General features: G+C 56.8%; 10 protein-coding genes. 6 read left to right on the top strand and 4 right to left on the bottom strand.

The annotated features are described in order from the left end of the window. Positions 1-72: 72 nt before the first annotated feature. Positions 73-906 (bottom strand): Cof-type HAD-IIB family hydrolase, encoded by an 834-nt coding sequence (locus HMPREF2860_RS00235; protein WP_038626965.1) that lies wholly within the window; start codon positions 904-906, stop codon positions 73-75. Between the two features lie 6 nt (positions 907-912). Continuing rightward, positions 913-2562: a 1-acyl-sn-glycerol-3-phosphate acyltransferase gene (locus HMPREF2860_RS00230; protein ID WP_070628414.1), complete on the bottom strand. Its 1650-nt coding sequence runs from the start codon at positions 2560-2562 to the stop codon at positions 913-915. Between the two features lie 442 nt (positions 2563-3004). On the opposite strand from HMPREF2860_RS00230, the gene HMPREF2860_RS00225 reads away from it, so the two are divergent. The 6 genes from HMPREF2860_RS00225 to HMPREF2860_RS00200 all read left to right on the top strand — a co-directional run bounded on the left by HMPREF2860_RS00225 (position 3005) and on the right by HMPREF2860_RS00200 (position 10129). Then, a complete protein-coding gene (locus tag HMPREF2860_RS00225; RefSeq protein ID WP_070628413.1) occupies positions 3005-4741 on the top strand; it encodes a glycerol-3-phosphate dehydrogenase/oxidase in 1737 nt (578 codons plus the stop codon). A gap of 250 nt (positions 4742-4991) precedes the next feature. Further along, entirely contained in the window at positions 4992-5741 is a 750-nt protein-coding gene (locus HMPREF2860_RS00220; protein ID WP_187401111.1) for an MIP/aquaporin family protein, read from the top strand. 84 nt (positions 5742-5825) lie between these two features. Further along, positions 5826-7382: a glycerol kinase GlpK gene (gene glpK, locus HMPREF2860_RS00215; protein ID WP_070628412.1), complete on the top strand. Its 1557-nt coding sequence runs from the start codon at positions 5826-5828 to the stop codon at positions 7380-7382. A 142-nt stretch (positions 7383-7524) separates the two neighbouring features. Further along, the gene (locus tag HMPREF2860_RS00210) at positions 7525-8697 is read left to right on the top strand and encodes an alpha/beta hydrolase (protein WP_038626972.1); all 1173 of its coding nucleotides are present in this window, start codon (positions 7525-7527) and stop codon (positions 8695-8697) included. A 257-nt stretch (positions 8698-8954) separates the two neighbouring features. Next, entirely contained in the window at positions 8955-9290 is a 336-nt protein-coding gene (locus HMPREF2860_RS00205) for a PadR family transcriptional regulator (protein WP_038626974.1), read from the top strand. Beyond that, positions 9287-10129 carry a DUF5808 domain-containing protein gene (locus HMPREF2860_RS00200; protein ID WP_070628411.1) on the top strand — a complete coding sequence of 281 codons (843 nt, stop codon included), beginning with the start codon at positions 9287-9289 and terminating at the stop codon, positions 10127-10129. The genes HMPREF2860_RS00205 and HMPREF2860_RS00200 overlap by 4 nt, the downstream gene beginning before the upstream one ends. A 205-nt stretch (positions 10130-10334) precedes the next feature. Here HMPREF2860_RS00200 and HMPREF2860_RS00195 read toward each other — a convergent pair whose 3' ends face one another. After that, positions 10335-11228, bottom strand: coding sequence for a hypothetical protein (locus tag HMPREF2860_RS00195; RefSeq protein ID WP_070628410.1), 894 nt, complete (start codon positions 11226-11228; stop codon positions 10335-10337). Further along, entirely contained in the window at positions 11225-11848 is a 624-nt protein-coding gene (locus HMPREF2860_RS00190; RefSeq protein ID WP_070628409.1) for an ABC transporter ATP-binding protein, read from the bottom strand. The genes HMPREF2860_RS00195 and HMPREF2860_RS00190 overlap by 4 nt, the downstream gene beginning before the upstream one ends. Positions 11849-12111: the final 263 nt, after the last annotated feature.

Below are 12111 nucleotides of genomic sequence, written 5' to 3'. Positions count from 1 at the left end.
GCTGTAGTAAACCCGAAGCAGCCGCTGTCGAGCGCTGGTGGGCTACCTGGCGCGGGAAAACCGCGAGGTTAGCTAGAACCAGCGCTCCAGCACACGAGCAACACCGTCATCATCATTGGTGGCGGTGATTTCGTCTGCAATCTCCTTGACAGTGTCAGCCGCATTGCCCATGGCCACACCCGTGCCCGCCCACGACAGCATCTCGATATCGTTCGGCATGTCACCGAAGCAGACCACATCTTTCGCGGTCGCTCCAACCAGTTCAGACACGTATTCCAGTCCGGCGCGCTTAGTCACGCCCGGCGCGGACACCTCCAATAGCCCGTCTGGCATGGAGTAGGTCACGTGCGCCAAGCTCGCGTCAATTGCAGGGGCTACCAGCTCATATAGCTGGGCACTGTTCACATCTGAGTTTCGCAGCAAGAGTTTCGTCGCGGGTTCTGACAACACGGCCTCTTCAGCAAGCTCACCATGCTCATCCGATTCCCACGCATGGTCATAGGACGGCGCCACCACAAAAAGCTCATCGATGGCGTCATTCGCCGACGTTCCAGCGCGCTCTGCCGCAATGCCGATTCCACCGATAGATCGCGTCGCTTCGCGCGCATGCTTGACGACGTATCGCAGCGTCTCCGGCTTCAATGTGTTGGCGGCAACCACTTCGTCACGGCCGGAGTCGTAAATGACGGCGCCATTGGCGCACACGCACAACGGCTGCACCGGCAGCTGCTCAAGCACTGGTTGCAACCACCGAGCCGGCCTTCCCGTGGCCAGCACCAACGGTGTTCCGCGGCGTAGCATTCGCGTGACGGCCTGCCGCAGGCGGGGAGTTACCCGCTCCCGCGAGTCAATGAACGTCCCGTCAATATCCGAAGCTACGAGTAGTGGATGTAGTCTCTCGGTCACTTCGAACTACTTGCCGTCCTCACTGCTGTCATCTTCACCGTCATCGCAGAACCGGTCGTGCAACAACTGCAACGTTGCGGCTACTCCCCCATGCTCGACAGTGTCGATTACCCAGTCCGCGTTCTTCAGCAAGGGCCAGTCCGCATCGGCCATAACTACCGGCATGCCGACACGCTGTGTGGCTTCCTCAAAGTTCGAGCGACCGGCAAAAAGAATCGCGGTTTCTTCCTTGCGAGCCTGCTTGCGCAGTGTGCTTACCACCGTATTTGTGACTTCCAGCTTGCTCGCGCCCTCCGGAAGCTCCACAACCTGCAGGTCAACCGACTCCAAGGCCGATAGATTCGGCTTTTCTCCCGATTCGTGCAGGACAACGATTGTGGCTCCGTCATTACCGAGCTGCTGCAAGGCCTTCATAGTTTCTTCGCTGATGTTGCCCGCATCGTCGGCAAGCGATGCGGGGTAATCGAAGATAAACGTTTCCGGCTGAGCGGTGATGAGCCTGTTCAAGCGCTGCGGAAGCTTGTCGCGGATCATCATCGACTGGCCGATAAGACGGTAAACGGTCTGCTGCGTCTGCTCGACACCGGAGGCGGAGGCCTTCTCTAGCTGCACGTACGCTTCGCGGAACGTCACGCGCATCGAATCCGTGGCAGTACGCACGGACTCCTTGCTCTCCTTGGCACCGGCGACGACATCATCAGCCATCTGTTCCACAGACTGACGGAACTGCGCCAACAAGGCGGTCGTCTGTTCCCTTCGGCGAGCAGACTCCGCGCTCATCGTTTGCGACGCATCGAGGAACTGTTGCCTGGTCTGATCGCCGAACTCACGAGCGCTATCGCCGAATTCACGTGCCGACTCGGCTAGCTTTTCCTTGAATGCGGCCAGGTCACCGCGCAAATGACGGATACGCTGACGCTCTTCTTCGACTTTCAGGTCCTCTGCCTGGGCCTCTTCGAAAGTCGGTGCACCACCGCCAAGGCGAGCCGGTACCCAGTAGGCGCCCTTCGGCAGGGGCCCCTCTTCAGCGGCGTACTCGTCCCAGAGCTGACGGACGCCCTGATCCATGATTTCGTGTAGCTTTTCAGTGGCTTCCGCCGGATCGCCCTCTGGGGTCCACGGTGGCAAAACCGTAATATGAATCGGAGTATTGCTGCGACCGAGATGCTTGGGGTGCCCCTTCGTCCACACGCGCTGGGACCCCACAATCAGCACTGGGATGATGGGCTTGCCGGTGCGCTGCGCCATACGCACCGCACCGGACTTCAGATTCTTGACTTCAAAACTGCGCGAGATAGTCGACTCCGGAAAGATGCCTACCAACTCGTCGTTTTCCAGCTTCTTGCAAGCCTCTTCGAAGGACTTGGAGCCGTCAGTGCGGTCGACCGGAATGTGCTTACAGGCACGCATGATTGGTCCTGCGACCGAGTGGTCGAAAACTTCTTTCTTCGCCATAAAACGGACAAAACGGCGGTGCTTGCGGAATGGAATACCGACATAGGTGAAGTCCATGTATCCGGTGTGGTTAGTAACCAGAACAGCGCCAGAGTCCTTCGGCACGTTTTCCCAGCCTTTAACGGTGAACTTCAAACCTTGGGCAAAGAAGACGGTGCGCGCCAATCCGATAATCGTAAAGTACACAGGATCCTTGAACATGGCTTTTACTCTACAATCTTTCGCACCCCTTAGCGGGGCAATATGCACTGGTATCTGAGACTCGCGGATAAATGTCGTTACAGGCTCATATTCATGTGTAAATCCGAGCGCAGCTCCAGTCATCGCCCCTCAAATACGCCACACGCCCGCCGTGCACCCATTGCCCATCCATCAGCCCTCTTTGGCACCCCCATTATGGGGGATTCTATTGCCAACCGACTTTCAGTCTAAAAGTAGTAAATCTCTATTAACATAGCCATCTACCTGCGGAAAATCGAACAACATTACTGGCGCGATTTTCGTGACTTTTTGCCCCATTATTTATATCTACGTAACCGTAGGTTGGCGCTTACAAGTAAGCCGAGTTTTGGTAACCTGAGCCGTGAGCCGAGAAATTCTCTTCGACGAAAAATCAACGCCCCCCACCGGGAAGGATTGGAAAATGTCGTCCTCTTCATCTCTCGCCCCATCTGCAGTTCTGAACAAGGAACAGCATGAAAAGACTTGGGAGAAATTCGGTACCGAGCAATACGACGTCGTCATTATCGGCGGCGGTTCTGTAGGCGCTGGCGCTGCGCTCGATGCCGCAACCCGTGGTTTGAAGACTGCGGTCATTGAAACTCGTGACTTCGCGGGCGGTACCTCTAGCCGCTCCTCAAAGATGTTCCACGGCGGTCTGCGCTACCTGCAGATGTTGGACTTCCGCCTGGTAGCTGAATCCCTGCGCGAGCGCGAACTGTCCATGTCGCATCTGGCACCGCACCTGGTTAAGCCACTGCGCTTCGTCTTCCCTCTGACTCACCGCGTATGGGAGCGTCCGTTCATGGCATCGGGCTTCTTCCTTTACGACGTCATGGGTGGCGCCAAGCAGGTTCCGATGCAGAAGCACTACTCCCGCAAGGGAACCCTGAAGCAGGCTCCGGGCCTGAAGGAAGATGCCGTGGTCGGCGGCGTTCGCTACTACGACACTCTGGTTGACGATGCCCGTCACACCATGACTGTCCTGCGCACCGCTGCTCACTTCGGCGCTGACGTCCGCACCTCCACCCAGGTTGTCGACTTCGTGAAGGAAGGCGAGCGCATCGTCGGCGCGAAGCTCCTTGACACCGACACTGGCGCGACCACCACTATCCGCGGCAGCGTTTTCGTCAACGCCACCGGCATTTGGTCCGATGAGATTGAGAAGCTGGCTGGCGTCACCGGCAAGTTCCGCGTCCACACCTCCAAGGGTGTCCACATTGTTATTCCGAAGTCCGCTCTTGAGGGCTCGGTGGCAATGACCTTCGTGACTGAGAAGTCCGTCCTGTTCGTGATTCCGTGGGGTGAGTACTGGATTATCGGTACCACCGACACCGACTGGACCATGAACCTGGCAAACCCGGCAGCTACCCGCGCTGACATCGACTACATCCTCGATCACGTCAACGCCAAGGTTCGCCGCCCAATTACTTACGACGACATCGTCGGTGTCTACTCGGGTCTGCGCCCACTGGTGGAAGGCGACTCTGACTCCACCACCAACCTCTCCCGCAACCACGCTGTTGCCCACGTTGCCCCGGGCATGGTTTCCGTCGCAGGCGGCAAGTACACCACCTACCGCGTCATCGGCGCCGACACCATCGACGCTGCAGTCCAGGATGTCCCACGTAAGGTACCGGAGTCCGTCACCGCTGATGTCCCGCTACTCGGTGCTGATGGTTACCACGCACTGAACAACCAGAAGCCAGCACTGGCCAAGCAGTTCGGTATCACCGAAAAGCAGGTCGAGCACCTGCTCAACCGCTACGGCTCCCTCATCTACGAGGTTCTGGCTCCGGCAGCCGAGGACAAGTCTCTGCTCGAGCCACTGGAGGCCGCTGAGCAGTACATGCGCGCTGAGGTTCTCTATGCAGTGACCCACGAAGGCGCAAAGCACCTCGACGACATCCTGGAGCGCCGCCTGCGCGTCTCCATGGAATACGCACACCGCGGTGTCGACAGCGCCCGGGCCACCGCTGAACTGGTTGCCCCAGCTCTGGGTTGGGACAAGGATACGATGGAGAAGGAGATCAAGGTCTTCATCGAGCGTGTCGAAGCAACCCTGGCAGCTGAACGTGAGCTGACTGACAAGGCCGCTAACGAGATTGCTGCTCATGCAGTGGAAACTCGCGCGGACGTCGACGTCAGCCTCGACCGCTAGTTCATTTCCCACCCTCCCCTAGGTGGCCATACGAGTTAGCTCTTGAATGGCCACCAGCGCTGTAGCCACAACGAAATAGCTTTCCCTCTCGGGAAAACGGCTTCGCACTTCAAAGGGCTGATGGGGTCGAAATAAAAGTGCCGGCGAAAAATAGTTTCTCGCCGGCATTTCTTATACCTAAAGAATTCTACGTTGCAAGATTCATCGTGACCTTGCCCGGTCACGACTCACAGAGAGTTTTCTACATCTCATGGAGACAATCACAGGATCCCAGGCATTCCTCTGGGAGTTTTTCGGAACCGCCATTCTGATTCTGCTCGGTAACGGAGTCTGCGCCTCTATCAACCTCCGGACTACCCGCGCAGCAAATGCTGGTTGGATGGGCATTGCCTTCGGTTGGGGTATGGCCGTTTTCGCTGGCGCATCTATTGCCGACGTATCCGGCGGGCACTTGAACCCAGCGGTAACCGTTGCCCTGGCAGTCAAAGGCAGCCTGGCTTGGAGCCTGGTCCCCTACTATGCCGCAGGTCAGCTGTTGGGCGCATTCGTAGGTGCAATCCTGGCATGGGCCGCGTTTAAGCAGCTGTTCGATGCCAATGGCGTTGACGACAACGGCAATCCGACCAATGCAAATGCCGAGACCGGTGGCAACTTCTTCACCGTACCGATTCATCCAAATAACTTCTGGAATGCCGTCACCGAGTTCATTGCGACCTTCGTTCTGCTCGCATTCATCCTGTTCGGCCCAGCCGGCGGCGAGCTTGGCCCGCTGACCTACTTCGGTGTCTCGTTCATCATTGTGTCGATTGGTCTTTCCCTTGGTTCCCCGACTGGATACGCTATCAACCCTGTTCGTGACCTCGGCCCCCGTTTGGCCTACGCTTTCGTGCTCCCGATTAAGGGCAAGGGCGATGCGAACTGGGCATATGCATGGGTCCCGATTGTCGCACCGATGCTGGCAGCCGTGGCTGCAGGCGCTCTTGCCTTTGCCATCGGATAACGGGAATATGAGAGTAAACGCACAATAAAATAGCGCAAGTCCGAAAACTCACATTTACACACAATTTCGCTAGGAGTATCCCCCATGATGCACAGCAAATATGTCCTCGCCATTGACCAGGGAACTACTTCCACCCGCTGCATCATCTTCAACCATGACGCAGAGATCGTCACTGTTTCTCAGATGGAGCACAAGCAGATTTTCCCAGAAGAGGGCTGGGTCGAGCACGACGCTCAAGAGATTTGGACGAACACTAGGCGCGTAGTCAGCGAGGCGCTCGCAGACCTCGACCTGCCTTCTGAGGATGTTGAAGCAATTGGCATCACCAACCAGCGCGAAACCACTGTCGTCTGGGATAAGAACACTGGTGAACCCATTTACAACGCCATCGTCTGGCAGGACACCCGCACCAATACAATCTGCAAGGAACTCATGGGAGATGAGGGGCCGGACCGCTGGCGTGAGACCACGGGTCTGCGTATCAACTCTTATCCAGCCGCACCGAAAGTACGTTGGATTCTTGACAACGTAGAAGGTGCCCGCGAAAAGGCCGAGGCTGGTGACCTGCTCTTCGGTACGATTGACACTTGGCTGCTGTGGAACCTTACCGGTGGCGCAGAAGGCGACAACGGCGAAGCTGCAATCCACGCAACCGATGTCACCAACGCTTCTCGCACTCTCTTGATGGATCTCAAAACTCTGGAGTGGGACGAGGACATTTGCCGAGAGATCGGTATTCCGATGTCGATGCTGCCGGAGATTCGACCGTCGGTAGGCGACTTTGGACGCGTCCGTGCCCGCGGATCCCTTGCTGGGCGGCCGATTACTGGCATCCTCGGCGACCAGCAGGCTGCCATGTTCGGTCAGGGATGCTTCAACGAAGGCGACACCAAGAACACCTACGGCACTGGCCTGTTCATGCTTATGAACACCGGTGAGAACCCGAAGTGGTCCGAGCATGGCCTCATCTCCACCGTCTGCTACCAGGTCGAGGGTGAGAAGCCGGTCTACGCTCTCGAGGGTTCTGTCTCCATGGGCGGCGCACTTGTTCAGTGGCTGCGTGACGAGCTGCAAATGATTCCAAATGCCGCTTCCATCGAGAACAAGGCAAAGAATGTCAAGGACAACGGTGGCGTGTACATCGTGCCGGCATTCTCCGGTCTCTTCGCTCCTCGTTGGCAGCCGGATGCCCGTGGCGTCATCGTCGGTCTGACCCGCTTTGTCAACCGCAACCATATCGCCCGCGCTGTGCTGGAAGCCGCTGCGTACCAGACCCGAGAGGTTCTTGACGCCATGGTCGCAGAATCTGGCACGGACATTACGACGCTGAGCGTCGATGGCGGAATGACCATGAACGAATTTCTCATGCAGTTCCAGTCCGACATCCTAGATGTCACTGTCACGCGCCCGAACAACATTGAAACCACTGCTCTCGGCGCTGCATATGGTGCAGGTCTGGGCGTTGGCTTCTGGTCGAGCTTGGATGAGGTCAAGGCTCACATCACGATTGACAAGAAGTGGCGTCCGAAGATGGAGGCCGAAGAGCGCGATCGCCTGTTCCACCAGTGGAACCGTGCCGTTGAACGCACCTACGGCTGGGTCGAGGATACCGATGCGGAGGAGGCACCGAAGCCTGAATAAGCCCTCGTAAGAGCCTAAGAATGGCTCGGAAAACCGAATCGGTTTTCCGAGCCATTTTTATTATAAATTCAGAGCTTGTTTGTTATAATAAAATTATTATCACTACCATCCGCTCCTCGATTGAAAATAGAAAAGAGCAATCATGCGTCGTGCATCGATTTTCACTGCGAGTGTGACCACCGCCCTGACGCTGGCACTGGCCACTCCGGCAGCATCAGCAACCCCAACGGATTTCATTAAAAACCCGCTGGAGCCAACCCCTGACCCGCAGTCCACTGCGATGGTCGAACTGCCAACTACCCCGGCGCCGACCACTACAGTTGACGGTCGCCACGTTACGGTGACCGACGGCTATATGACGTCGGAGGATGGCAAGGGCACTCAAATCTACTGGAAGTCCAACACCATTCCGAACGCCAAGGCCACTGTCGTCGTCGTGCATGGTGCTGCAGAGCACCTGGGGCGCTACGAGTGGGTAACTGGCAAGCTTCTGAACGCCGGCTACAACGTCTACCGTCTCGACCACCGCGGTCACGGCCACACGGGCCAGGTTGAAGGCACTCCAGTTGCTCGTGGCCACATCGATGATTTCCACTCGCTTGTCGATGACCTACACATGCTTGTAGAGAAGGCCAAGGCGGAGAACCCGAGCACGAAGACCTTCCTGCTCGGCCACTCCATGGGCGGTCTTGCTGTGGACTTCCACGGCATCAAGTACCCGGGCAGTGTCGATGGCATCGTCGCCAACGGCGGTGGCGCTCTGTTCAACCCCTACGGCGGCACGGACAAGGGCGAAACCATCACTCCAGAAGCCATGACCGATGTCGAGCGCGAAGCCCAGCCGACGATTTACCAGCGTCTGCCGTTCCAGGACATGACTACTTTCAACACGCGCATGCTCAAGGAAGTACCGAACCGTACCGAGATGCGCGTCCCATCGCTGCCGGGCACTGACCTGATTCAGGTTGGCAACCCGCTGGGTGCGAAAACTTCTTCTTCCCAGGCAGTGCGTGATGAATACGGCACTGATCCGTACAACAACTCCAAGCTTTCGCTCGGCATGGCTCAACAAATGGCGTTTGCCGCCACCTACAACGGCACCAACTCCGTCGACTTCGTTGAGCCGACCCTGGTCATGATGGGTGGCCAGGATGAGATTGTGCCACCGTTCTTCTCGCGTGACTGGTACAACGGTATCTCGTCCACCGACAAGCAGCTGATCGAGTTCGAAGGCCAGTTCCACGAGGTATTCAATGAACCGGCACAGCACCAGGCCATTGCGACGGCTATTGCCTGGCTCGATGAGCGCATTTAATTGAACGCTAAATAGGAACCGAACCGGTTCCTAACTGTTACAAGTTCTTCATAGAGCCAACCCGGTGGGATGAGGGGCGATTGTCTTTTGACAATTGCCCCTCATTTTTCTTTGTTCTGTTCTCTCTGTGCGGTATAGGCGTGCAGTACTTGGCAATACAAACTACTGTGGGTATAGTTGGCATTACAAGGTACTAGGTATGAAAAGGATTCTGCTCAAACAACTTCCTTCTACCGCCGGAAAGAAAGCACAACGCCATGCCCAAACGCCCACAAACACAACTGAAGAAGGGAGTACTCGAGCTCGCCATTCTCAAGCTGATTTCTCGCGAAGAACTCTATGGCGCGGCACTCGTCGCAAAGCTCAACGCCTACCCCCACCTCAGCGCGCCCGCAGGAACCGTCTACCCCCTACTCTCGCGGCTGACCACCAACGGCTTGATTAGCAATCGCTGGGAGGAATCCCCCAAGGGGCCGCCCCGCAAGTACTACTCACTAACAGACAAAGGACAGCAAACACTCACGCAGCTACATCAGGACTTCATCGATCTATCCGCCGACATGACCGCACTATTTTCCGAGGATCCCCAATGAACACCTACCTCACCGCCATCGACCACAAACTGCGCGAAATCGGAACATCGCCCGCACAACGCAAGGCGATCATTGCCGAGCAGGAGAGTCTTCTGCAAGAGCTTAACGACGTCCACGCGGACCTGGCCGAAGAGCTGGGAACGGCGACCGAATACGCCGAGCGAGTCGCCGAGCAAGTTGGTGAACCGAGCGCTTTGCGACGCTACCTCAGCAACCCACTTCGAGCATTTTCCAAGCGCGGTCGCGCTTCCCTGTGGAATATGAACGACCCGCGGATTCTCCAACCTCACCTGTTGGGTTTTGGCTGGTCTATCAATTGGGCTGCAGTAGCCACCAAGCTCGGGATTGTCCGCCCGGACGATATTGACGGTGAGGTTATCTCTGAAATTCCGGCTCGCGCACTGCAGGCGACCGCTTTTCTCCCCGCGGCTGTGACGGTTGCGCACGGAGTCGCACTGGCCATGTCCTGGAAGCAGTTGCCTTCAGAAGTCCACACAAAATGGAAGCTAAACGGCGAGGCAGTTCAAAAGACAGCACCGAAGGAAACTCTGCTTCTTCCCTTCGTGGTTTCTACGGTCGGAGCTGGATTCTCAGCTGCTTCGCTGCTTAAGGCAGATGACCGCGAAGATACTCTGCGCGTCGCGTCCCTAAGCGCGCTCGCAAGCACAATTGCGCCATCTCAGCTGATCGGCGTCTTCACGGAAGAAAACTCCAAAGTCAATCCAGCCTTAGTCCAAGCCGGTGTTGCTCTGACGTCGGTCGCAGCTTCGGCCGCATGTCTGGTCCTTCCCCTCCGAGCCGGACTGAAGGCTACCTGGAAGAAAGCTGGGGTGGCCTAGATCATGCCGATGTAATTTGGGCAGGTCAAAGCGTTACTCCGCAGCCCGTCAGCACCGGCCTGCTCGCTATTGCAATCGAAGTACTTCACAGCTAGGAGCTGTAGGCCAACAGCTCCTAGTAGAAGACGTTGCCTCTCCGCCTAGGATTCCCCTTTTCCCGCCGGCGCAGCCCGACCGCTTAGTCGGAGCATTGTGGCCGCAGCTCCTACATAATCGGCGCAATCGCCATCAATTCCGATGCAATAGCCGGAATAATCGCAAGACCGCCGGAAAACCAATACTGCAGCTTGCCCATTTCTAATGGTGCGCCCAAACCAATCTCAATCGAGGAAAAATCATTAGTTTCCCGTGGTTTTCCTCGAACAAGTGCACAATAGACAATTGCCACGGCAGCCCATAGCATGGAATACATGGGATTTAGCGGCATCCCCGGAAGGAATTGGACGGCCATTCCCAGGACGGTCACAACGCTCAGTATCGCCACTCGCCACGGCAGCTGACCTGGCGCTTCGAGCCTAGTCGCCCGCCATACTGCAGAGGCAAGCACCGCCCAGCAGAGCAAAACCAGCGTGCGCCCGCCTTTTCCAATCAGCGGTGCAACAGAAAACTCCGCCAGCGCCACCGCAACAAATAGCAACGGGATATACCCACGCCGCACCAGCCTGCGCAGCATCAACACCGGCAAGGAAGTTTGCGCGAACGGCCGCTCCTTGACCTTGGCACTCCGCAGCCAGGAAGCAGCGTAAATATTCGATGCCAGCTCCGCATTAAAGAACATCACGGTCACACGAGTCATCGATTGTGTCACGCCATTAGAAAGCACCGTCGCTAAACGACGTGGTCGTGCAACCCCAAGGACATATCGAAAAACCCCGCCAATGCCGAACCCAAATACGGTGAACACCAGCACTTGGAGCCAGCCGTCGCGGTCAATGCCGGGAAATCGACGTGCGGGGCGATACTCCCATTCCCATCGGTCGCGGTCACCGGACCTCAGCGGAGCCATTCGTTCCGCAATGATGACCAGCAGGAAGATAATCCCTACTAAGCCAACTACTTGAAATACGTTGAGAGGAAAACTCAAGCCTTCAAGGTTCACAGTCGAATCTCCCAGTCTGCCTCATCGATGAGACTTGGCGAATGCGATGCCACAATCACTGTGAATCCAGACTGTGCCATTTGGCGAAGTTGCGCGCACAGCAGCCGAGTCCAATCCGCATCGAGATGGCGCTCGGGTTCATCCAACACAACAACCGGAGCCGCAACCGCCAATTGGATTCCCAAGTTTGCCCGCTGCTTCTGACCGCTCGAAAGCCGACTGGGCAAAGTGTTGGGCAACTCAGCAACGCGCCATGGCTCCAACCGACTCAGCAGCGTGTCCATTTCCACACCTGTGCGCAGGGAAACCAGGTTAATATGCTCGCCGAGAGTTAAGTCCGGTAGAAATGCTGGATCAGAAATGCTGGTCACGCAGCCAGCGCCTTGCGGGCTTGACGGATCAACGAAAGTTTCTTCGCCCTCGCAAGCAACCCGCACAGTACCTTCGATTGGCTCTATCTCACCAGCAATGGTGCTAATCAACGTGGATTTTCCCACCCCATTCGGGCCGGTGATACTGACAAATTCCCCCTTACGGATCTCCGCGCTAATCTCACCAAGAATGCTGCTGTGTCCATATACGCAGTCAACTTCGAGCGAAGTTTTTCCTGGTTCAATCATGCCGCTGCTATCGATCCTCTTGCCAAATTATTGACTCAATCCCCCACCTACTTCTTAGCGCAGTCACCCCACCCACGTCTTGGGAATTGAAAATTGGCCCAGCCCACGCGAACCCAGCGAGCCGACGCGAACCTATCGCCGGCCAGGTCGACGGCATGCTGGAGGACTTCCCTGCCTCCGAGGCCTTGGATCGAGTATGCCGGAAATCGGTATCAAGACCGCAGCACAAATCTTGCTTTCCATCGGTGATGGATCCGACTTCG

The organism is Corynebacterium sp. HMSC064E10 (genome assembly GCF_001812505.1).
Classification (GTDB): Bacteria; Actinomycetota; Actinomycetes; order Mycobacteriales; family Mycobacteriaceae; genus Corynebacterium; species Corynebacterium amycolatum.
The sequence above is the reverse complement of the archived record's forward strand: the minus strand, read 5'-3'. Positions and strand labels throughout refer to the sequence as shown.